Raw genomic sequence first — 22,373 nt, forward strand, 5'->3', positions numbered from 1 at the left:
GGGAGCCTCGAATCAGTTGGTGACGCTACGCTGGTACTGGTAGGGCGTCATGCCATAGATGCGCTTGAATCGGCGGTTGAAATGGCTGAGGTCGGCAAAGCCATAGCGGAAGGCGACGTCGTTGGGAACCACGCCGGCCTCCAGGGCGCTGCGCGCGGCATTGACCCGGCAGCTGAGCACGTACTGGTGCGGCGTGATGCCGAACTGCTGACGGAACAGGCGCAGGAAGTGGTATTTCGAGAGGTGGGCGGCCTGGCTGATATCGTCCAGCGAGAGATCCGCCTCCAGGTGCGCGAGAATGTACTCCTTGGCGCGCAGCAGCAGAGCATCGGGCCGACTCACCGTGCCGCCCGGCTGGAACTTGCCGGCTCGCTGCACCAGGCGAGTCGCCATTCGATGCAGGGCGTGCTCCTGATCGATGCGAGAGCCCAGCTGCTGGGTCATCAGGTGCGCCAGTTCCAGGATGGCCTGGCGCAGCTCGGGGTCCGCCAGCAAGGTTTCGCTGCCTCTGAACCGGCCGGCGCGCTCGCACCCCGCCGCATCGGCGAACAGCGCCTTGAGCTGGGCGGAAGGCACGTAGACCATGACATACCCCAGCGTGCTGTCGCCGCCCGGGTGTCCATCGTGCACTTGCTCGGGATTGAACTGGATGACGTTGCCGGGCGGGCTGCGGTGAAACTGCCCGCCGCTGAAGAAATCCTGGCGCCCGGCGAGGGTGACGCCGAAGGCGTACTCCGCGTGGGCATGACGGTCGTAGCTGAAATCGCTCAGCGCCGCCTGGAGGACCGTAAGCTCGGGAATATGCCGGCTCTTGAAGTAGTCGAACCGACTGGACTGTTTCGCCATGCCACACCTCCCTGACCACCACTCAGGCATAGCTTAGGCCCAACCCCAAGCCGCAGGCTTGGACAAAATTGCGGAAACACCTCGCCAACCCCGAGTTCCTCGACGAATCTCATACCGTTCTCGAGATCGTCGAAGGTGCGGCCAGCGAAGAGATCGGGCGTGTGGACGATGTGCCCGGACCGGCGCAGCCGGTCGGCAAACTCGACGACGCCAGGAGTCAGCCCGTGCGCGTGGTGGAACAACATGATCTCTGCCATGTTCGACCTCCTGTCCGGGGTGCTTGCGCTGCTGTTCGAGATTGAGGCGACCGTGCGAGGTGGCGTCACGTTGGAGGGGTGAGTGTCCGCCAGCCAGGCTGGGAGTCGTATGGGATTTGGCGATCACGCATGGCGGCGCCGCCTGAGCATACCGAAGGCCTTGACCCCGGCCAGCACAGCGGCGCCGGCGAGCACGCCGAAGGCGGCATTCAGTGCCGTCTCGCCGAGCGGGCCGAGGATCGCCCCGGCGCTGGGTAGGTCGGCCGCGAGGTGAGCCAGCGCCTCGACGCCGTGATGCACGGCGGGCAGCCCGTGCACCAGGATGCCGCCGCCGACCATGAACATGGCGGCGGTGCCGATCACCGAGAGCGACTTCATCAGGTAGGGCGCCACCCGCACGATGGCGTTGCCCATGGCCTGGGCCGGCGCAGCGCTACGCTGGCTGAGGTAGAGGCCGAGGTCATCGAGCTTGACGATACCGGCGACCAGGCCATAGACGCCAACGGTCATGATCAGGGCGATGCCCACCAGCACCGCGACCTGCTGCAGGAAGGGCGCACCGGCCACGCTGCCCAGGGTGATGGCGATGATCTCCGCCGAGAGGATGAAGTCGGTACGCACCGCGCCCTTGATCTTGTCCCGCTCGAGCGCCACCACATCGGCATCCGGATCGGACAGGGTCCGCACCAGGCGCTCATGCTCCTGCGCCGATTCGGCCTCGTCGTGGGTAAAGGCGTGGAAGAGCTTTTCGGCGCCTTCGTAGCACAGGAAGGCGCCCCCCAGCATCAGGAGTGGCGTCACGGCCCAGGGGGCGATGGCACTGATCAGCAGCGCCGCCGGCACCAGGATCGCCTTGTTGCGTAGCGAGCCCCTGGCCACCGCCCACACCACCGGCAGTTCGCGGTCGGCCTTCACCCCGCTGACCTGCTGGGCGTTCAGCGCCAGGTCGTCGCCGAGCACTCCGGCGGTCTTCTTGACCGCCACCTTGGTCATCAACGACACATCGTCGAGGATCGTCGCGATATCGTCGATCAGTGTCAGTAAGCTTGCACCTGCCACGGCTGTCTTCCTGTTCCGCCAAGGGGGCTGGCGATGGTCTCCCTTCGCCACAAGCGCAGCATGGCATAATCGGAGCACTGCAGAGGAGCGCGATGCATGAAACCCGAGGATCTGGAAAAGCTGGTTACCCGACGGATGCCCTACGGCAAGTACGAAGGCCGGCTGCTCGCCGACCTTCCCGGCCCCTACCTCAACTGGTTCGCCCGCCAGGGCTTCCCGCCCGGCGAGATCGGCCAGCTCTTGCATCTGATGCATGAGATCGACCACAACGGCCTGAGTCCGCTGCTCGATCCGCTGCGGGAGTCCCATGGGGCCTAGCAGCCTGACCAGAGACGCCCCGCCATCACCTCACAGAACATCGCCAACATTCCTACGCCCTGGGCCGGCCAGATTCGGCCGGCCCAGGGCTGCAATACCGCCTGTCGCCGCCACCAGGGAGACGGAAGCATACGGGTGCCCCCGATCTGTGTATGCTGACGTACATCCACTTGCCTTGGTGGGGACCTCTCGTTGACTGTCGGCCGTATCGGCCGGGACCATCCCGTCGCCTCCTCTGAGTCCATACCCGAGGTAGACGCTTCATGCTTCCTGGTTCCCTTCGTGCCATTCTCGACTGCGCCGCTCACCCCGCTGACGACCGCCAATCGGCCATCGTGTACTGCGAGGGCAACTTCGCGCGCATCGATGGCAAGACGGCCAACGGCCTGGTGCGCAGCAGCGAGCGGTATCGCATCCTTTCCGTCATCGACAGCACCCTGACCGGCGAGGACGCGGGCATCGCCCTGGGCGAGGCGGCGGCGGGCATCCCCATCGTCGCCGATCTGACCGCGGCGCTCGCCGCGACCGATGACCTTCCCGACGTCCTCATCTTCGGGCTGGCGCCGTTGTCGGGCCTGATGTCCGAGGCGGACCGTGCGGTGGTGCTGGCGGCCGTGGCGGCCGGCATCGGCGTGGTATCCGGCCTGCACGAGTTCCTCGCGGACGACCCGGAGATCTCGGCGGCGGCACTCGCCAGCGGGGTGTCGCTTCACGATATCCGCCGGCCTCGCCCCACCAAGCACCTGCGCATGTTCGATGGTGCGATCGACAGCGTCGATTGCGTGCGCATCGCGGTGCTGGGCACGGATGGCGCGATCGGCAAGCGCACCACCTCGACGCTGCTCACCCAGGCGCTCAACGACGCCGGGATTCACACCGTGATGGTGGGGACGGGCCAGACCGGCCTCATGCAGGGCGCCGCCTATGGCGTCGCGCTCGATGCCATTCCCGCCCAGTTCGGCGTCGGCGAACTGGAGGGGGCGGTGCTCGCCGCCTATGAGGGCGAACACCCCGACGTCATCGTGATCGAGGGCCAGGGCGCCCTCAGCCACCCCGCCTACCTGAGCTCGACGGTCGTGTTGCGCGCCAGCCGGCCACAGGCCGTGATCATGCAGCATGCCCCGGCCCGCCGGATGCTCAGCGACTATCCGGCGGTGCGCATGCCGTCTCCCCTCTCGGAGATCAAGCTCATCGAGCTGTTCGGCAAGACCACGGTCATCGGGCTGGCCATCAACCACGAGGACATGAGCGAGGCAGAGGTCACGGCGGCCATCGCCCGCTACAAGGTCGAGCTCGGCCTTCCCGCCACCGATGCGCTGTGGCACGACCCCTCGGCGCTGGTGGGAATGGTCACCGCCGCCTTTCCCGCACTGCAGGCGCGCCAGCCACTGGCAATGGCGTGATCTCTCCCCGCATCGAGATCGATCTGGCCAAGATCGAGCACAACGCTCGCACGCTTGTCACCCGGTTGTCCGGCCGCGGCATCGACGTCACCGGAGTCACCAAGGCGGTCCTGGGCTCGCCCGAGGTGGCGAAGGCCATGCTCGCGGGGGGTGTGGCGCGCCTCGGCGATTCGCGGATCGACAACCTCGAGGCGCTCCGCGACGCGGGCATCCAGGCCCCGCTGACGCTGCTTCGTTCGCCCACGCCCGAACAGGCCGATCGGGCGGTGGCGTGCGCCGGCATCAGTCAGGTGAGCGAGCTCGAGGTGGTGAAGGCGCTGTCGGTGGCGGCGGGCAGGCGCGGCGTCACTCACGGCCTGGTGCTGATGGTGGAGCTGGGCGACCTGCGCGAGGGTGTGCTGCCGGGCGATGTGCTCGACCTCGCCCGGCGCCTATCGCGCACTCCCCACGTCACGCTCGCCGGCCTCGGCTCCAACCTGGCGTGCCGTGCCGGCGTCGTGCCGAGCACCGACAACATGGGCGAGCTGTCTGCCCTCGCGACCCTGCTCGAAGGCGAGCTGGGCCTGCACCTGCCGATCATTTCCGGCGGCAATTCGGCCAATCTCGCCTGGGCCATGAAGGCTCCCGCTGGCCGCGTCAACGACCTGCGGCTCGGCGAGTCGATCCTGCTGGGCTGCGACCCCCTCACGCGGATGCCCCTGAGCGGGCTGCACACCGACGCCTTCATCCTGGTGGTGCCCGTCATCGAGTCGCTGGCCAAGCCGACGGTGCCACGCGGCGCCACCGGCGAGGCGGCATTCGGCGCGCCGACGCCGATGCGCGAACGCGGCACCATCATCCAGACGATCGCCTCGATCGGGCGGCAGGACGTCGACCCGGACGGCCTGACGCCCCCAGGCGGCGTCAGCGTGCTCGCCGCCAGCAGCGACCACCTGGTGCTCGAGACGCCTCACCGCCTGGCACCCGGCACGGAGCTCCGCTTCGGCCTCGATTACTCGGCGCTGCTGCGCGCGATGACGTCTCCGTTCGTCGTGACCACGCTCGCGACGACGAAACGCCCTCTCGTGCCAAGGGTGGACAGTGGCACCGCGGCAAAGCTCGACGCCTTGCGGACGAACCTGTCGAGGATCACTCCCCGGGTGTCAGCCGCTCGCTGAGGTCGGAGAAGGCGAAGCCGCGAGGGCGACGCAGACCGGCACGATGGCGGCTAAGCCCTTATGCTGTTGTTGATCCCTATCGAAACGCCAAGGAGCCGTCATGTCTCTGTTGCGCCCGAGAACTCGCCCACGCGGTGGCCGCTGGCCGGTCGGCGTCGCCTGGCTCGCCCTGATCCTGCTGGTGATCGCCGCGCTGCTGATGGCCGCCGCGGGGCCCGCCTACCGCTTCGGGCTGCTTCCCCTGGGCGATGCCTTCGGCCTGCTGCGCTACGGCGCCTACGTCGCCGCTGGTGCGGCCGGGGTGGGGCTGATCGCGCTGATCCTCGCCATCTTCTGCCGACGCCTGCGCCCGGCCCTGGCCGGCGGCCTGGTGATCGTCGCCGTCGCCGGCATGGTGACCGTGCCCTGGGTGCACTGGCAGCGCGCCCAGTTGGCGCCGCCCATCCACGACATCACCACCGACACCGAGGACCCGCCCGCCTTCGAGGCGCTGGTCGACGCCCGGGAAGCGGCCCCCAACGCCGTGGACTACCCCGGCGAGGCGTTCGCCCGCCAGCAGCGCGAGGCCTACCCGGATATCCGGCCGATCGACCTGGACATGTCGCTCGACAGCGCCCTCTCGGTCGCGGAGGCCGCCGCCCTGGACCTGGGCTGGGAGCTCGCCGGCGTCACCGCCAACAGGATAGAGGCCACCGACACCACCACCTGGTTCGGCTTCAAGGACGACGTGGTGATCCGCCTGACCGAGACCGACGACGGCGTACGCGTCGACGTGCGCTCCGCCTCCCGCATCGGCCGCAGCGATGTGGGGACCAATGCGGCGAGGATCCGGAAGTACCGGGAGACGCTGGAGCGCCGGGTACAACGCTGAGCCGACTACGGCGGCTCCCCCCGTGTCAGACAGCTTTCGGGTAACGCCTATACGCCATGCTTTCGGGATCACCCCAAGCCAGGGAGACGCCGGGAGGCACCAGTGGTTGGTCGCGAATGCCGAGGCAGGTGATGGTCGCGGGCGGCGATGGGTCCGTCAGCCGGGGCGCGGATGGCGAGGTCCTGGGGCGTCTCATGGCGGCCACGGTCTCGACACGCCCGGGGGCGCTTCGGGTCGTCTGCGAACGCCTTCTGCCTGCCTAGTAGCCTGCGCTCGGCGACTCTTCGGACAAAGCTTAGCGTTTCTGGGCCCGGATCACGCGTTCGAAGGCCACCAGTGTCTCGTCGCTGACGTGATGCTCGATGCCTTCGGCATCGCGTTGCGCGGTCTTCTCGCTGATGCCGAGGGCACGCAGGAAGTTCACCACGGTTTCATGGCGGCGTTTCGAACGCGCCGCGAGTTCCTGCCCCCTCTCCGTCAGGAAGACCGACCGATAGGGCTGGCTGGAAACGAGCCCCTCCCGCTGCAGTCGAGCGATGGTCTTCACTGCCGTGGCATGCGCCACCCCCAGCCGTCGCGCAATGTCGACCGCGCGCGCCTCCCCCGTGGTGTTGATCAGGTCGGCGATGAGCTCAACGTAATCCTCGGCTACCTCGCTCTGATGGGCTTCCCGCACCCGCTTGAAATTGACCGCTTGCTGATCCGCATCCGGCAACACGTTACCGGCGCCCACTTCCGACTTGGTCATCGCCGTCCCTACCTCGATGTCGTGTATCTCACCATAACATAACCGTGCCATGCGGCTGGCGTGCCTGCAGGGGCAAGGTGCCACAGGAACACGAGATATAGCCTATGCTGTATTGTATAGCCACATACCCATCATCGAGCCTGCTATCGGACATCCACCTGGAAGGCTCGTCTTGCACCATCGGAGCCGAGAGATGCGACCTTGGTTCAAGTACCCCATGACACGGCGGCTTCTGCTCAGGGCGGGTGCGCTGATCGGCGGCTCATCGGTGATACGCCTGGCAGTGGGCCAGGCGCCGGATACCGCCCAGTACGCCCCGACGGGTGGGCACGAGTCTCATGACGGCATGATCACCGTGGGGGAGGTGGACAATGCCCGCAACGGCTTCGATCCCCACGAGATCCTGACCGACTGGGAGAGAGGGACGGTCTCTCGCCTGCCGGACGGACAGGTTCTCCGCGAATTCGACATCACCGCCAGTGACAAGGAGATCGAAATCGCCCCGGGCATGTTCTTTCCCGCCTGGACCTACAACGGCCGCGTACCGGGCCCGACCCTGCGAGCCACCGAGGGGGATCGTATCCGCATACGCTTTGTCAACGGCGGCAGTCACACGCACTCCATGCATTTCCACGGGATCCACCCGGCACGCATGGATGGCGTGCCAGGGGCCGGAGACGTGCCTCCGGGCGGCGTGTTCGTCTACGAGTTCGATGCCTTCCCGTTCGGTTGCCATCTCTACCACTGCCATTCGATCCCACTCAAGCGACACATCCACAAGGGATTGTACGGTGCCTTCATCGTCGACCCGGACCCGGACCGTCACCCGGAGCAGGCCGAGGCCGCGCGTTCGCGCCTCCTTGGCTCGTCGGAGAATGCGCGCTGGCAGGAGTTCGTGCTGGTGATGAACGGCTTCGACACGAACTTCGATGAGGAGAATGAGATTTACGCGGTCAACTCGATCGCTCACGCCTATTTCAAGCGGCCCATCCCGGTAGACCGGGCTCGCCCACTGCGGCTCTACCTGATCAACGTCACGGAGTTCGACCCGGTCAACTCGCTACACCTGCATGCGAATTTCTTCGACTACTACGACCACGGCACCACGCTCACCCCGACGCTACGAATGGTCGACACCATCATGCAGTGCCAGGCCCAGCGCGGGATCCTGGAATTCTCCTTCTCCGATCACGAGCCCGGGTTTTACATGTTCCACGCCCATCAGTCGGAATTCGCCGAGCTGGGTTGGATGAGTCTGTTCGATGTCCGGGAGGCATGATAGCTGCAGCAGGCCTCGGGAGGCTACGCCGATGAAACGCACCGTGCTCTGGATCGTGCTACCGATTCTCTTGATCGTCGCCGTCATGGTGGCCTTCCTGGCCAGCGATCCCCTGCGTTCCTTGACCGGCGCCGTCCCCCCCATCGAGGAACTCACGGTCGAGCGCACCCTGCTCGACGAGAACGGTATCGCGCTTCGGGTGCGTGCCGGCGGATCGGAACCGATGAAGATCGCCCAGGTACAGGTCGACGGCGCCTATTGGGCTTTCATGCAAACTCCGTCGGGGGCGCTGGAACGCATGGAAACGGCCTGGATACGGATCCCCTATCCATGGGTGGAGGGCGAGACCCATCACTTGACCCTGTTGACCCCAAGCGGCATCACCTTCGATCACACCATCGAGGTTGCCGTTGCCACGCCCACCCCCGACGCCGGCACGCTGCGCACCTTCGGCATGGTCGGATTATTCGTCGGCGTTGTGCCGGTGACACTTGGCATGTTGTTCTATCCGGCCCTGCGCGCGGGGGGGACGCGGGCTTTCCAGTTCGCTCTCGCCCTGACGACCGGTCTCCTGGCCTACCTGCTGGTCGACACCCTTGACGAGGCCTTGGCATTGGCAGGGGAAGCCGCGCCCGGCTTCCAGGGGGAAATCTCGGTATGGCTTGTCACCGCCTTGACATTCGCGGTGCTGATGGGAGTGAGTCGGCGTCAGGGAAAGACGCTGGCCGGTGTGAGTCTCGCGACCGCGATCGCCCTCGGGATCGGCCTGCATAACCTGGGCGAAGGCCTGGCGATCGGCTCTGCGTTTGCCACCGGCTCGGTTGCACTCGGCTCGTTTCTGGTACTCGGCTTCACCCTGCATAACCTGACGGAAGGTATCGGCATCGTGGCCCCCATGCTCAAGCAGCGACCACCGCTGTGGGTGTTCGCCGCCCTGGCGGCCCTTGCCGGGCTGCCCGCCGTGATCGGGATATGGGTCGGCAGCTATGCGTTCTCGCCCTACTGGGCCGCCATGGCGTTCGCCGTGGGGACGGGGGCTATCCTCCAGGTCATCATTGAGGTCGGCGCGCTGTTGGTGCGCAGCGCGCGCGGCGCGGGACAGCCATGGTTCTCGGGAGTCGCCCTGTCCGGTGTCGGCGCGGGGGCCATGGCAATGTACACCACGGCCCTGTTGGTTCAGGTCTGACCAGGGTCGTGGGGGAGCCCCTGGCCCCGACGCCGATCAAGCCAGCCGCGCCGGGGCGATGTTCTGATTCAGGCGGAACAGGTTGGTCGGGTCGTAGCGGGTCTTGATCTCGACCAGCCGATCGTAGTTCTGCCGGTAGTTGGCACGCACCCGATCGGCGTCGTCAGCGGACATGAAGTTCACATAGCCCCCCTCCTCGGAATAGGGCCGCAGTGCCTGATGGTAGGCGCGCCCCCAGGCGACGTTGTGCTCGCTGTCGGCGGGGTCCGGCCAGCTCGGGCCGAGCACCGTCGCAAAGGTGGCGTCCCGGTAGGCGAACGCCGTGGCGTCGGGCGCGACACGCTGGCAGGCGCCATCGACGGGAAACAGCAGCGTCGCGCTCTGCAGGCACGGCATCCGGGCGCCGAAGTCGAGATGCACGTCGATCGCCTCGTCGGTCAGCTCCCGGGTGAAACAGCCCTTCCAGTAGTGATGGAGCCCGGCGGGCAGCAGCTCGTCGAACAGGGTATTGATCACCGGGTAGGGCATGCGCTGGACAGCCTGCCCCACGACGGGGCCGAGTCGGCCGAGCCGCTCGCGTATCGCGTCGTCCTCGGTTGCCGGCCCGCTCCAGCAGGTCAGCACCACGACCACCGGCCGACCGTGCCACTGCTCGGGCACGAACGGCAGCGGCGGACCGAGGGTGATGCCGAGCACCGCCCCCAGCGCCTCGGGCGCCTCGGCGATCAGGGCCCGGTAGCCACGGATGACCTCCGCCTCGAGCGGATAGAAGGTCGGCCCGCCGAGGATATCGGCCACGTCATGCAGGCGGTACTCGAACGACGTGACCACGCCGAAGTTGCCGCCGCCGCCGCGGATGGCCCAGAACAGGTCCTCGTTGTGGCCTTCGCTGCAGGTCAGGAAGCGGCCCTCGGCCGTGACCACGTCGGCCGACAGCAGGTTGTCGCAGGTGAGCCCGCAGCTCCGCGCCAGGTAGCCGAGGCCACCGCCCAGGGTCAGGCCGGCGATGCCGGTGCTGGAGACGATCCCGCCGGTCGTCGCCAGGCCGAAGGCGGCGGTGGCATGGTTGAGGTCGGCCCAGGTGCAACCGCCCTCGGCCCGGACGCGGCGACGCTCGGGGTCGACCCGGAGGCCGCGCATCCGCTCGAGCGACAGCACCAGGCCGCCATCGCAGGTCCCGAAGCCGGGGACGCTGTGGCCGCCGCCGCGCACGGCCAGGGGAAGCGCGTGCTCCCTGGCGAAGGTCACGGCTGTCATCACGTCCGCGACGCCTGCCGCCTGGACGATCAGGGCCGGGCGGCGATCGTGCATGGCGTTGTAGACCCGGCGCGCCTCGTCGTAGCGCTCGTCATCGGGCTGGATCAGCGCCCCGCGCAGGCGCTCGGCGAATGAGCGAATCGCGTCCGCGCCCAAGGCGATAGCGTCGCGACGCTGTGTAGTGATTCCCGGATCTGCCATCACCCACCTCCCATTCGTTACGTTGCCAGACGATGCCAAACCGTGCCCGCCGCCGCCCCCATCCACGGCACAGCGACCGGGATTGGGCAGGGGGGAACGGAAACAGGCCGTGGCTCCCCCGCCATGGGTTACATTCAAGGAATAGCAGACGCCCGTCCCCAAGACGTGACACACGGCATTAATTTGCTTGAATTCAGGTGGCGCGCGGCGCCTTCCCCGAGCACACCGGCTGCCTCGACTGGCTGGCGGCGCTCGACCCCTACCGGCGCCGCACCGATGCCGAGCACTACCTCGAGGGATTGCGCAAGGCGGGCTTCGAGTAGCCGGGTGTCACGCGCCAACACGGCCCATGCCCTCCGGGGGCAGCCGGCAGGCCGGGGACTGCCGATATGGTAGCCTGACACCATCGGGCCCTGACCACGAGGCATGCCATGCTGACCATCTCCAATACGGTGGAACTGGCCGATTGGGAAATCGACATCAGCCAGATCCGCGCCCAGGGGGCGGGTGGGCAGAACGTCAACAAGGTCGCCTCCGCGGTGCACCTGCGTTTCGACATTCTCGCCTCCAGCCTGCCGCCCTTCTACAAGGAGCGCCTGATGGCCCTCTCCGATCAGCGTATCAGCAAGGAGGGCATCATCGTCATCAAGGCGCAGAGCTTCCGCACCCTGGAACTGAACAGGGAGGACGCCCTGGCGCGCCTCAGGGAGCTGATCCGCAGTGCGGTGAAGCAGCAGAAAGCCCGCCGGCCGACCAAGCCCACCAAGGGGTCGCAACGCCGCCGGGTGGACAAGAAGACCCGCAAGGGCAAGACCAAGGCGCTGCGCGGCAAGGTGCCGGTGTGATCCCTACTCCGGCGAGGCGTGTCCGCTGGTGAGGATATGGTGCAGGCCGGCGCACTCCACCAGGGGATCCGCGCAGTTGACGACGATTTCCGAGCGGGCGAGCACATGGCTCTTGCCGGTGATGGTGTTCTCCACCACATGGCCGCCATTCTCTTCGCGAATACCGGTGAACTGGCCGATGAAGCCCGTCTCGCGCAGCGAGACGGTCTCCAGCTTGTCGCCGGGCTTGATGCTGCCCTCATGGTGCATCAGCGCCAGCCGCGCCGAGGTGCCGGTGCCGGTGGTGCTGCGGCAGATCACGCCGGGGTGCACGTAGGTGGTCGAGCGCGAGCGGTAGAAGTCGTCGGCCACCTGCTCCACCGGCCCCATGAAGTGCAGGAAGGGCAGCGGCCCCACGTCGCCCAGGGTATAGTGGGAGAAGCCGCGCTCGGCCTGGACCGCCTCGACGATCCTGTGGGCACACTCCGCCAGGTCGCGCTCTTCGTCGCGGGTCAGATGGAAGCCCAGCGCGGCGGCGTCCACCAGGGCATAGAAGCCACCGCTGTAGGCCACCGAGTAGGTCACGTCGCCGATGGTCGGCACATGGATGCTGGCGTGGTAGGTGTCGATGTAGCTGGGCAGCCCCTCGCAGGTGATCGCCTCCACTACACCGTCCTCCACCAGCGCCTCGATGTGCACCAGGCCCGCCGGCGACTCCAGCACGAAGCGCTGGCGCCCCTCCTGCTTGGGCACCAGGCCCAGCTCCAGCACCGCCGTGGCGGTGCAGATGGTGTTGGAGCCGGAGTAGATGGGGTAGCCCATCACCTCCATGATGATGTAGCCCACCTGGGCCTCGGGGTGGCTGGGGGACACGAGCAGGTCCACCGACATCTCGGGAATGCCGTAGGGCTCGTGCAGCAGCAGCTTGCGCAGGCCGTCGGCGTCATCGCGCAGGTAGTGCATCTGCTCCCTGACCGTGGCGCCGGGCAGCAGGTCGATGCCGCCCGTGACGATGCGGCTGACGTCGCCGCCGGCGTGGGTGTCCATCAGCTGGAAGACGAGTTTCTCCTTCATTCCTGTCCCTCGAGCGCGAAGGGGGCGCCATGCTCATCCCACTGGCTATCGGGAACGATCACGATCTTGCCCAGGTAGTTGCTGCCGCGGTTGACGAAATAGGTCTCCGCCTCGTGCAGGTCGGAGAGCCTGAAGGCCGCGTGCAGCACCGGCTTCAGTTGGCCGCTGCGGATCCAGGCCACCAGTTGCTCGGCCTCTTCGCGAGTGCCGTGGGAGACGCCGAAGATCTGTACCTGGTAGAGGTAGATGCGGGTCCACATGATCTCGCTGAGGTTGCCGCCGCTGGCCCCGGCGATGGAGAGCCTCGGGTAGCTGTCGCGGCGCCGCATGTCGAAGATCATGGTGTCGATGAAGCGGTCGGTCATCTCGCCGCCGACCAGGTCCATCACCGCATCCACAGGCGCGCCGCCGGTGGCATCACGCACCCGGTCGACGAAGGTCGGCAGGTCGCCACGGTCGATCACCGCCTCGGCGCCCAGCGCCAGCAATCCCTCGGCCTTGTCGGGCTGGCTCACGGCATAGGGAATCGCGCCGACGATGCGGCACAGCTGGATCAGCGCGGTGCCCACCCCGCCGCTGGCGCCGCTGACCAGCACCCGCTCGCCGGCCTTGACGCCGGCCGAGGTCATCATGTGGTAGGCGGTCTGGTAGGAGCACATGCCCATGGCCGCCAGCTCGGCGTCGGCGAGCTCGGGGTTGGGCACCTGATGGAACTGGTCCGACGGCACGGCGATGTACTCGGCGAAGCCGCCGTCGGCCCCGTGGCCGTAGTAGTCCGGCATCAGGTTGAGGTCGCGGCGGGCGTCCGGGTAGAGGTTGAAGTCCAGCAGCCCGCGCTCGCCGATGCGCGAGGCGTCCACTCCCTCGCCCACGGCGACTACGCGCCCGGCCACGTCGGCGCCCTGGATGCGCGGGAAGGTCAGGGTCGGCGCGCCGCCCATGGCGAAGGAGGTCACCTCGCCCTTGTCCTTCGTCGGGTAGAGTCCCTCGCGCGCCTTGCGGTCGGTGTTGTTCTTCGCCGTCGCCGTGACCTTCACCAGCACCTCGCCCGGCCCGGGCGTCGGGGTGGAGACGTCGTCACGGTAGACCAGCTTGTCGATGCCGCCATGCCCGGTCAGCAACATGGCCGCCATGGTGGCCGGAACGTTCTCCGGAAGGGTATCGGATGCCACTTGTCTCAACCTCCTGGCATGGATGGACTTTCAGCCGTGGTCACAGAGAGGGGGTTCCCCTCAGTCGAGGATTGAAACACGATCGCGGCCGTACGGGACATGGTGAGCCGGAAGGATTCTTTCTGAATTTCACCGCAGTTGTGTGCCTTCTTCCTGCTCGGGTTTCACCTGAACGCCGGCTCGCCTGGAGCGCATACAGGTGGACGCACCGATCCCGCACGAGGGAGGGGCATCGGGCTCTCCTCCCCCCGGGGGAGGAGTGACTCGCGAACGGATCGTGCGACAATCCTCCCTCGCCAACGACTCCATGGAGCGGACATGCTGGCCTTCGCGACCCGGCACCATCACCGGGTGACCCTGACCTACTTCCTCGCCTTCCTCGCCATCGGCATGAGCGGCGGCCTGCTGGGGCCGGCGCTGCCGCACCTGGCGGAGATGACCGGCTCGAGCATGGGCCAGATCGCCATCCTGTTCACCGCCCGGGCACTGGGCAACATGCTCGGCTCGGTGGTCTCGGGCATGCTGGTGGACCGCTTCCCGGGCCATCGGGTGCTGATCGGCATGGCCCTGCTGATGGCGGCGGGACTCGCGGCGGTCCCCTTCAGCCAGGCCCTGGCGGTATTGACGGCGGTGGTCTTCCTGCTCGGCTTCGCCGAGGTGTCGATCAATGCCGGCGCCAATACCCTGCTGCTGTGGACCCATGGCACGGCATCGCCCCCCTGGATCAGCGCCCTGCACTTCTGCTTCGGGCTCGGCAACATGCTGGTGCCGCTGGTGCTGGTGGCCGCCCTGGCGCTGACCGGGCACGTCGCCTGGGCCTTCTGGGCGGTGGCGCTCTACAGTCTGCTGCTGCTCAAGCCGCTGGCCGGACAGGCCAGCCCCCAGCCGGGGCGCAGCGATGGTGGGGAGCGACCGTCACCCCCGCCCCGTGACAGCTGGCGGCTGGCGATCTTCCTCCTGATGTTCGGCCTCTACGTGGGCATGGAGATCACCTTCGCCGGCTGGATCACCGCCTACGCCACCCTGAGCGGCATGGCCCCGGGCGACGCGGCCCTGCTGGTCACGCTGTTCTGGCTGACCCTCTCCGCCGGGCGCCTGCTGGCGATCCCGCTGCTGCGGCGGTTCTCGCCCTGGCGAGTGCTGGGCGGCTGCCTGGCGCTGGGCCTGGCCACCGCCCTGGGGCTGCACCTGGCCTGGCTGCCGCTGCCGGGGGTGGCGCTGCTGTTCGGACTCGCCGCCTCGGCGATCTTCCCCACCCTGTTCGGGCTCAGCAACCGGCTGATGGCGATGAGCGGGCGCACCACCGGGCTGATCTTCCTCGCCGCGGGCAGCGGGGCCATGATCGTGCCGTCACTGACCGGCCCGCTGCTGGAGTGGGCCGGCACCCGGGCCTTCCCCCTGCTGCTCGCCGGCCTGGTGGGGCTACTGATGCTGGGGCTGCTCGCCCTGCAGGCCCGGGTGAAGCGCGAGGCGCCATGATCGCCCGCCCCTCGCTCAGTGCTGCTTGACCCGCCAGATCCGCCAGGCCAGCAGGCCGACGATCAGGATGCCCAGCGGCCCCAGCACGGTGGCGGCGAGGCGCGGCTCGATCGGTATGCCGAGCGCATCGAGCCCTTCGAGGGACAGCTTGAACAGGCTGAAGATGTAGTAGCTGATGACGATGATCGACAGCCCCTCGACCGCCTTCTGGATCTTCAGCTGGCTGCTGGAGCGCTCGTTGAGGCTCTGCAGCATCGCCGAGTTCTGCTCCTCGATCTCCACCTGGGCGCGGGTCCGCAGCAGGTCGTTGAGCCGCGCGACGCTCTGAGCCAGGCTCTCCTGGCGCCGATTCACCGCCGCGCAGTAACGCACCGTGGGCAGGAAGCGTCGCATCAGGAAGGTGCCCAGGCGCTGGCAGTCCCCGACCCGCGTCTCGCGCAGCTCCTCGATGCGGGTGTAGACGATGCGCGCATAGGCCTCGGTGGCGCTGAAGCGCTGCCGGGAGCGGGCCCCGCTGCGCTCGAGGCGCGCCGACAGCAGCGAGATGGCCGCCAGCAGCGGGCGCGGGCTCGCCTCCTGCTGGTCGGCGTTGTGGTCGGAGAGCTCGCCGAGCTCCATCTCGTAGTCCCGCAGCTCGGCGCCGAGCTCCTTGGCCAGCGGCAGCGCCAGCGAGGCCATCATGCGGTAGGTCTCGATCTCCAGCAGCCGCCGGGCCATGCGTCCCAGGCGGAAGTCGTTGAGCCCGCGATTGACGAGCAGCAGGCGGTTGACGCCGTTCGCGTCGAGCCTGAAGTCGCTCCAGACGGTGGCGTCGCCGCCGCCGATCCGCGAGCCGGCGGGGTCGCGGAAGCCGTAGGCCGCGGTGTCACCGCCCCAACGGGACTCCGACTCGGTCAGGATCAGGGTGGCGTTGATCAGCGCCGCGCGATGCGCCTCGGCGATGGCGGCAAGCCATGGCGGTGGCGGCGGCCAGGCCTCGCCATCCGCCGCCCGCGGCACCATCAGCGTGAGGGTGAAAAACTCCGTATGCCGCTCCCATTTCAGCACCTGGCCATCGTCGAGGGTCAGGATGTCCTGGACGGCATCCGGCGTCAGCCGCGTTCCGGCCAGCTCACAGAGCCGCGGGACGATGCCGTCGCCGACGCCGTCGGTATCGAGAAAGGCGTAGTGGTACAGGTGGGCCGGCTCCACGAAGTAGATGGAGGGCCGGGCATGGAGCTCGTTGTGCAATCGCTCTCGCTGGGGGTGCATGGTCGGGCCTGAAAAGGAGGTGGAGCCCCGAGATTAAGGGCTCGCGGCGGTCAGGCCAACCGCCCTGCGTCAACTCGCCTCGTTCCCGGTCACCGTCACGGCCCCTTTTACAGCCACTTTTACAGCCACTTCTTGCGCCGGAACACCCAGAGCAGGCCGACGCCGATGACCAGCATCACGACCAGCACGATGAAATAGCCGTAGCGATAGGCCAGCTCCGGCATGTGCGCGAAGTTCATGCCGTAGATGCCGGCCAGGAAGGTCAGCGGCACGAAGATGGCGGTGATCACCGTGAGGATGCGCATGGTGGTGTTGAGCTGGTGCGACGAGATCGAGAGGTAGCCGTCCACCAGGTCACCGCAGATGTCGTAGTACATCTGGGTCAGGCTGTGCAGCCGCTCGAAGCGCTCGAAGACGTCGTTGATGGCGTGCAGGGTCGCCGGGTTCTCGCGGGGCAGGTGGCGATAGTCGTAGGCGATCAGTTCCTGGGTGATGCCCTTGTGATAGTTGAACAGCCGGCGCATCTTCACCAGGCGCGACTTGTAGGCGACGATCCGGCGCATCAGGCGATCGTTGCCGGCCAGCTGCAGTTCGTCCTCCAGGTCGCTGATCTCGGTCTCGAACTCCAGCAGACTGTTCAGGTAGTAGCCGGCGGAGGCATACATGATCCGCAGCGCCACATGCTCGGGAGACTCCCGGAGCAGGGGGCCGCCGTCGTGGGCGAAGAGCCGCTCGATGCTCTCGGCACGGCCGGGATGCAGGCTGATCAAGTAGTCCTCGCCGAGGAAGAAGGCCATCTGCTGGGGCTCGTAGTTGAGCTGGGCGTCGAAGGAGGAGATGCCCCGGTAGATGATCAGGGTGTGGTTCTCGAACTCCTCGATCTTGGGCGGGTGACGCTCGCGGTGGGCATCGTCGATGGCCAGCGGATGACTGTCGAACTGCTCCAGCAGGCGCCGCTCCGTCTCCCGGGGCTCGCCCTGCAGGTCGATCCACAAGCGACTGCCGGCCTCCCGTCGCCAGCGTTCGATCATGGCCTCGTCGCCCGACAGGATCCGGCCGTCGGTGGTCGCCAGCAGGGTGCGGATCATGGTCTCTCCATCCGTTGAGGGTCTGCCACGACCATAGGCCAAGCCGGCGACGGCTGCACCCGCTCAGGGCGCCGGCACCGCGAGCGGGCGGGGCGGCTGCAGGTAGCGGAACAGGAAGGTCAGGGCGCCGGGCAGGCTGGCGCGCCACACCCGCCAGCTGTGGCCGCCGCGGAACACCTCGAGCGGCACCTGGCCGGGCTGGTGCTCGTCCAGCGCCCGCTGCAGCTTGCGGGCATGACGGACGGCATCGAAGGCGTCGAGGTTGCCGGCGCTGAGATAGAGCGGTACCACGTACTCCTGGGCGAGGTAGCTGTCGAGATGCGCCGGATAGTTGAGCCGTTGCCAGAGGTCGGCATCGAAGCGACCCTCGGGGGTGAGGAAGGCAGAGTGCTCGCGGGCCGAGGAGTTGACCGGCGGCAGGGGATGGTAGCTGGCCGGGCTCAGCGCCGCGGCGGCGGCGAACAGCTCGGGGCGTTCGAGGATGAAGTTGATGGTCCCGTAGCCACCGGCTGAGAGGCCGGCGACGGCGCGCCATTCGCGTTCGGGCACCACCTGCCAGAGTGCCTCGACATGGGGCAGCAGATCCTCGAAGAAGGCCGTGCGGGCGCTCTCGTTGCGGCCATCGACCCACCAGCTCTGGCTGCCGGGCATGACGATTACCGTGGGCGGGATGCGCCCCTGCCGGATCAGCCGGTCGGCGACCTCCTTCAGGGCCCCGCGGTTGACCCAGTCCAGGTCGCTGCCCAGGGAGCCGTGCAGCAGGTAGACCGCCGGATACTCGAGTCCCGACTCAGGGTAGCCATCGGGCAGATAGAGGGTGTAGGGGTAGTCGCGGCCCAGGGTCTCGGAATGGAAACGGTGATGGGTGACCTGGCCGGCCAGTGCCTTGCCGGCCAGCATGATGAGCAGCAGGACGGCACAACCGCACAACCTGGCGTACACGCTCTGGCCCTCCATGTCCGCGAAATGGAAAGACATTTTCCGACTTTGGGAATTCATGCCACCTGCCGGGGTCCGACAGCGCACCGGTGGCAGGCGTTCAACACCGATCCGTGACGGAGAGAGACGAGGACAGCCATGAAACGAATCGAGGAAATCTACTGGTTGCGCTGTTATGGCTGCCTGGCGGTATTCGGCTTTCACTTCCTCGACCGGATCAACCAGCACCGCGACCACCTCGCCCTCGATCTGGCACGGATCCCCACGGTCCTGGGTACCCCGACCTTCATCTTCATCTCCATCTTCCTGTTCTCGGCACGCTACGGCAACGCCATTCCCGAGGGCTTCCTGGCCAACCGGGTCAAGTACGTGATGGTGCCCTACCTGGTCTATGGCCTGATCTACTCCACCGCGGAGTTCGTGCGGGTGAACGCCGGCAACGGCGAGGTGGGTTTCGTGGACAACGCCGTCGAGTACCTGATCTACGCCGGCTGGCACGGCTACTTCCTGATCATCGCCATGCAGTTCTACGCCTTCTACTGGGTCTATACCCGCTTCGGTCTGGGTCGCTTCCTCGCGCCCGGCCCCGGCCTGGTGATCGGCAGCCTGATCAGCATCGCTTACTGGGGCCTGACCCGGCTGTTTCACATCGACCCGCCCGGCTACCTGCTGTGGATCGCGCCGCTAGGCTGGCTCTACCTCTTCTTCCTCGCCCTGCTGCTGGTGCGCCACTACCCGCACCCGGAGCGGGTGCCGCTGCTCGGCGAACTCGCGCGCCCCCGCTGGCTCGTCGCCATGACCGGCCTGGTCGTGCTGCTCTCGCTGCCGGGCTGGCTCGAGTACTCGTCCAAGGAGACCTGGACGATACCGCTGTTCATCCTCTTCACCCTGTGGGCCATGAGCCGGCTGCACGGTCGCCCGGCGACGCCTCTGGTCAGGCGAATCAATGAGTACTCCTTCGGCATCTACCTGGCCCATCCCCTGTTCTTCGGCGTGGTGGACTTTCTCGACCAGCGGCTGGCCTTCCCGTTACCGCTCTACGCCCTGCTGCTGGTCACGGCAGGGTTGGCCGGCTCGGTCGGGCTCAATGTGCTCGTCAACCGGCTCTCCTGGGGCGGGCTGATGTTCGGCAAACGGTTGCGGGTGGCCTGAGCCCGTGCCCGAGGAGACGCCTCGGCGCGGGCTGCGCTACCCTTTGTCTATCGGCAGGGACCGACGTCGACTGCCGCGCTTTCATGCACCCGATTCAGGCAACGGGGAGAGGAGGTCGATGAGTGAGCACGTCTCGCAGGTAATCGTGCCGGTGGACGGATCGCCGACGGCCACGGCGGCGGCACGCCATGCCAGCCTGCTGGCCCGGCTGCTGGATGCCCCGCTGCAGCTGCTGCACGTGATGCCGCTCCATCCGGCCGAGCTCAGCGACATTCCCGCCAATCGCCGGGTCGACACCGACCACGACCGGGCACTGCGTCATGAGCAGGCCGCCACGGCCTTCGCCCTGGCCCGAGAGGCCATCGATCCCGCCCTGGCGCTCAGCCCCACCGAGGTGACGCTCGAGGACGCGACCTTCATCCGGCACCCCGAACGGGCCATCGTCAATCACGCCAGCCAGCATGCCGGCTGCCTGCTGGTGCTGGGTGCCCGACACCTGAGCAGCATGGGCAAGTTCATGCAGGGTAGCGTCAGCAACGAGGTGGTGTACCGGGCCCGCTGCCCGGTGACCATCGTGCATGCCGATGCCAGCCTGCGCGAGGCGTCCCGTATCGGACGAGTGCTGCTGCCGGTGGATGGGTCCGCGCACTGCTACAGGGCGGCCGGCCTGGCCGGTGACCTGGCGCGCAGCGCCGGGGTGCCAGTGGAGCTGATCTTCTGCCAACCGGGCGCCGGGCCGACAGACGACGATGGCGAGGAGGAGAGCCAGTCCGGGCGGGTCTTCCGGCTGGCCCGGGAGGCGTTGGGGGAGGTGCCGGCGGGCACCGAGGACGTGCTGCTGAACGAGGAGCGCTTTGCCGAGGCGATCGTCGCCCGGGCCCGGCATCACGCCGACGATGCCCCGATGATCGTCATGGGGCGGCGGGGTCTCGGCAAGTGGCGGGGGGCACTGCTGGGCAGCATCAGCCAGCGGGTGATCGATCTGGCCCCCTGCCCGGTGAGCGTGATGGTCTGACGCGGCCGGCCCGGCGCCACGCCGCGTTGATCCACGACGCCATCGGCACCGCCTCAGGCCAGCCCGATGACATTACCGTCGGCGTCCAGACCCATCGCCAGTGCCGCCGGCTCCCGCGGCAGGCCGGGCAGTGTCATGACCCGGCCACAGATGGCCACCACGAAACCGGCACCCGCCGACAGCTTCAGTTCATCCACGCGCAGCAGGTGGCCGGTCACCAGGCCGCCGTCGGCCGGATCGTCCGAGAAGCTGAACTGGGTACGGGCGATGCACACCGGCAGGGTGCCGAAGCCCTGGTGGGTCAGCCGTTCGAGCTGTGCCTGCGCCAGTGGCGCCAGCTCGATGTCCCGGGCGCCATAGAGCCGGGTCGCGATGGTACGCAGGGCCTGCTCGACGGGCAGGTCGTCCGGATAGAGCGGCGCCACCCCGGGCCTTACCGGTCCGGCGTCCAGCCGTTCCAGCACCCGGCGGGCCAGCGGCCGTGCTCCCTCGCCACCGCGGGCCCAGTGGTCGCTCACCGTCATGCTCACCCCCAGGCCCCGGCAGCAGTCAGCGAGCCGTGCACACTCGTTGGCGCTGTCCGAGGCCAGGGCATTGAGGGCCACCACCGGTTCGAGGCCGAAGGCGCGTGCCACCTCGACCTGGCGAACCAGGTTGCCCAGTCCTCGCTCCAGCGCCACGCGATCGGGTGTGTTCATGGCCTCGCGACTCGCGCCACCATGAAAACGCAGTGCCCGCAGGGTGCAGACGATCACCACCGCGTCGGGATAGATCCCCGACTGCCGCGACTTGATGTCGATGAACTTCTCCAGCCCCTGGTCGGCGCCGAAGCCTGCCTCGGTGACCACCACCTCTCCCAGCGCCAGGGCGGCGCGGGTGGCCATCAGCGAACTGCAGCCGTGGGCAATATTGGCAAAGGGCCCGCCATGGATCAGCACCGGGTTGTGCTCCAGGGTCTGCACCAGGTTGGGGGCCAGGGCATCGCGCAGCAGCACTGCCATGGCGCCGGCCGCCTGCAGGTCCGCCGCGGTGACCGGGGTGTCATCGGCGCGCCAGGCCACCACCATGCGCCCGAGCCGTCGCTGCAGGTCGGCCAGGTCCTCCGCCAGACAGAGGATCGCCATGACCTCGGAGGCGGCGGTGATATCGAAGCCGGTAGCGTGCCCGGCGCCATTTCCCGGGCCAGTCGTCACCCGGCGCAGGGAGCGGTCATTGAGGTCCACCACCCGCCGCCACACCACCCGCTCGGGGTCGATGCCCAGCGCGTTGCCCCAGTAGAGATGATTGTCGATCAGCGCGGCCAGCAGGTTATGGGCCGCGGTCACCGCATGGAAGTCGCCGTTGAAGTGCAGGTTGATGGCCTCCATCGGCACCACCTGGGCACGACCGCCGCCGGCGGCACCGCCCTTCATGCCGAACACCGGCCCCTGGGAGGGTTCGCGCAGGCAGGCCAGCGAAGGCACGCCCAGCCGGTTGAGGGCATCCACCAGGCCCACGCAGGCGGTGGTCTTGCCCTCGCCGACGGGCGTGGGGGTGATCGCCGAGACCACCACCAGCCGGCCACGGGGCCGTGCCTTCAGCTCGTCGAGCAGTTCGAGGGACAGCTTGGCGCGATGCTGGCCGAAGGGCACCAGGTGCTCCGGCGTGAGGCCGAGGCGTGCCTTGGCCAGCGGGAGGATCGGTTCGAGCCGAACCCGACGGGCGATCTCGATGTCCGGAAGCGGGGTACCTGTGCCGGCTCCCTCGCCCCCGCCGGAAGTCTTGGGCATGCCTCACCTGCTGGCCGACGCCATCGCC

Annotated in this window: 21 protein-coding genes; 11 read left to right on the plus strand and 10 right to left on the minus strand. The window is 67.8% G+C overall.

The genetic code is table 11. The annotated features are described in order from the left end of the window. Nucleotides 1-12: 12 nt before the first annotated feature. Nucleotides 13-846 (minus strand): AraC family transcriptional regulator, encoded by an 834-nt coding sequence (locus tag MKP05_RS03805; protein ID WP_240567099.1) that lies wholly within the window; start codon nt 844-846, stop codon nt 13-15. Between the two features lie 380 nt (nt 847-1,226). Next, entirely contained in the window at nt 1,227-2,162 is a 936-nt protein-coding gene (locus MKP05_RS03810) for a DUF808 domain-containing protein (protein WP_240567100.1), read from the minus strand. A 96-nt stretch (nt 2,163-2,258) separates the two neighbouring features. Here MKP05_RS03810 and MKP05_RS03815 point away from each other — a divergent pair, with 96 nt between their 5' ends. The 4 genes from MKP05_RS03815 (at nt 2,259) to MKP05_RS03830 (ending at nt 5,911) form a co-directional block, all read left to right on the plus strand. Next, nucleotides 2,259-2,480 (plus strand): DUF3820 family protein, encoded by a 222-nt coding sequence (locus tag MKP05_RS03815; protein ID WP_110282531.1) that lies wholly within the window; start codon nt 2,259-2,261, stop codon nt 2,478-2,480. Between the two features lie 263 nt (nt 2,481-2,743). Then, nucleotides 2,744-3,883, plus strand: coding sequence for an N-acetyltransferase DgcN family protein (locus tag MKP05_RS03820; protein WP_240567101.1), 1,140 nt, complete (start codon nt 2,744-2,746; stop codon nt 3,881-3,883). Further along, entirely contained in the window at nt 3,880-5,040 is a 1,161-nt protein-coding gene (locus tag MKP05_RS03825; RefSeq protein WP_240567102.1) for an alanine/ornithine racemase family PLP-dependent enzyme, read from the plus strand. Before MKP05_RS03820 ends, MKP05_RS03825 begins: the two co-directional genes overlap by 4 nt. A 100-nt stretch (nt 5,041-5,140) precedes the next feature. Then, nucleotides 5,141-5,911, plus strand: a complete 771-nt coding sequence (locus tag MKP05_RS03830) for a DUF1499 domain-containing protein (protein WP_240567103.1) — start codon at nt 5,141-5,143, stop codon at nt 5,909-5,911. A 295-nt stretch (nt 5,912-6,206) separates the two neighbouring features. Here the strand turns inward: MKP05_RS03830 and mntR are convergent, their stop codons facing one another. Then, nucleotides 6,207-6,659: a manganese-binding transcriptional regulator MntR gene (mntR, locus tag MKP05_RS03835; RefSeq protein ID WP_240567104.1), complete on the minus strand. Its 453-nt coding sequence runs from the start codon at nt 6,657-6,659 to the stop codon at nt 6,207-6,209. 193 nt (nt 6,660-6,852) lie between these two features. Here mntR and MKP05_RS03840 point away from each other — a divergent pair, with 193 nt between their 5' ends. Both MKP05_RS03840 and MKP05_RS03845 read left to right on the plus strand, forming a co-directional pair. Next, nucleotides 6,853-7,938, plus strand: coding sequence for a multicopper oxidase domain-containing protein (locus MKP05_RS03840; protein WP_240567105.1), 1,086 nt, complete (start codon nt 6,853-6,855; stop codon nt 7,936-7,938). A gap of 31 nt (nt 7,939-7,969) precedes the next feature. Then, nucleotides 7,970-9,124: a ZIP family metal transporter gene (locus tag MKP05_RS03845; protein WP_240567106.1), complete on the plus strand. Its 1,155-nt coding sequence runs from the start codon at nt 7,970-7,972 to the stop codon at nt 9,122-9,124. 36 nt (nt 9,125-9,160) lie between these two features. Here the strand turns inward: MKP05_RS03845 and MKP05_RS03850 are convergent, their stop codons facing one another. After that, nucleotides 9,161-10,582 (minus strand): FAD-binding oxidoreductase, encoded by a 1,422-nt coding sequence (locus MKP05_RS03850; RefSeq protein ID WP_240567107.1) that lies wholly within the window; start codon nt 10,580-10,582, stop codon nt 9,161-9,163. A 197-nt stretch (nt 10,583-10,779) separates the two neighbouring features. On the opposite strand from MKP05_RS03850, the gene MKP05_RS21725 reads away from it, so the two are divergent. Beyond that, nucleotides 10,780-10,905 carry a hypothetical protein gene (locus MKP05_RS21725; protein WP_276316505.1) on the plus strand — a complete coding sequence of 42 codons (126 nt, stop codon included), beginning with the start codon at nt 10,780-10,782 and terminating at the stop codon, nt 10,903-10,905. Between the two features lie 108 nt (nt 10,906-11,013). Further along, nucleotides 11,014-11,427, plus strand: coding sequence for an alternative ribosome rescue aminoacyl-tRNA hydrolase ArfB (gene arfB / locus MKP05_RS03855; protein ID WP_110282539.1), 414 nt, complete (start codon nt 11,014-11,016; stop codon nt 11,425-11,427). A gap of 3 nt (nt 11,428-11,430) precedes the next feature. Here arfB and MKP05_RS03860 read toward each other — a convergent pair whose 3' ends face one another. Beyond that, on the minus strand, nt 11,431-12,480 hold the full coding sequence (locus tag MKP05_RS03860; RefSeq protein ID WP_240567108.1) for a proline racemase family protein: 1,050 nt from the start codon (nt 12,478-12,480) through the stop codon (nt 11,431-11,433). After that, entirely contained in the window at nt 12,477-13,613 is a 1,137-nt protein-coding gene (locus tag MKP05_RS03865) for an alcohol dehydrogenase catalytic domain-containing protein (RefSeq protein ID WP_240567130.1), read from the minus strand. The genes MKP05_RS03860 and MKP05_RS03865 overlap by 4 nt, the downstream gene beginning before the upstream one ends. A gap of 357 nt (nt 13,614-13,970) precedes the next feature. Here MKP05_RS03865 and MKP05_RS03870 point away from each other — a divergent pair, with 357 nt between their 5' ends. Further along, entirely contained in the window at nt 13,971-15,131 is a 1,161-nt protein-coding gene (locus tag MKP05_RS03870; RefSeq protein WP_240567109.1) for an MFS transporter, read from the plus strand. A 15-nt stretch (nt 15,132-15,146) separates the two neighbouring features. Here MKP05_RS03870 and MKP05_RS03875 read toward each other — a convergent pair whose 3' ends face one another. From MKP05_RS03875 to MKP05_RS03885, 3 genes are all read right to left on the minus strand, one after another. Next, the gene (locus MKP05_RS03875) at nt 15,147-16,382 is read right to left on the minus strand and encodes a DUF3422 domain-containing protein (RefSeq protein WP_110282542.1); all 1,236 of its coding nucleotides are present in this window, start codon (nt 16,380-16,382) and stop codon (nt 15,147-15,149) included. A gap of 119 nt (nt 16,383-16,501) precedes the next feature. After that, nucleotides 16,502-17,470, minus strand: a complete 969-nt coding sequence (locus MKP05_RS03880; RefSeq protein ID WP_240567110.1) for a magnesium transporter CorA family protein — start codon at nt 17,468-17,470, stop codon at nt 16,502-16,504. Between the two features lie 63 nt (nt 17,471-17,533). Next, complete coding sequence (locus MKP05_RS03885) at nt 17,534-18,412, minus strand: alpha/beta hydrolase (RefSeq protein WP_240567111.1); 879 nt, start codon at nt 18,410-18,412, stop codon at nt 17,534-17,536. A 135-nt stretch (nt 18,413-18,547) separates the two neighbouring features. On the opposite strand from MKP05_RS03885, the gene MKP05_RS03890 reads away from it, so the two are divergent. After that, entirely contained in the window at nt 18,548-19,561 is a 1,014-nt protein-coding gene (locus tag MKP05_RS03890; RefSeq protein ID WP_240567112.1) for an acyltransferase family protein, read from the plus strand. A 118-nt stretch (nt 19,562-19,679) separates the two neighbouring features. Continuing rightward, the gene (locus MKP05_RS03895; RefSeq protein WP_110282544.1) at nt 19,680-20,576 is read left to right on the plus strand and encodes a universal stress protein; all 897 of its coding nucleotides are present in this window, start codon (nt 19,680-19,682) and stop codon (nt 20,574-20,576) included. A gap of 53 nt (nt 20,577-20,629) precedes the next feature. Here MKP05_RS03895 and MKP05_RS03900 read toward each other — a convergent pair whose 3' ends face one another. Further along, a complete protein-coding gene (locus MKP05_RS03900; RefSeq protein WP_240567113.1) occupies nt 20,630-22,345 on the minus strand; it encodes a formate--tetrahydrofolate ligase in 1,716 nt (571 codons plus the stop codon). Nucleotides 22,346-22,373 lie beyond the last annotated feature (28 nt).

It is taken from the genome of Halomonas flagellata, from assembly GCF_022487945.1.
Lineage (GTDB): Bacteria > Pseudomonadota > Gammaproteobacteria > Pseudomonadales > Halomonadaceae > Halomonas > Halomonas flagellata.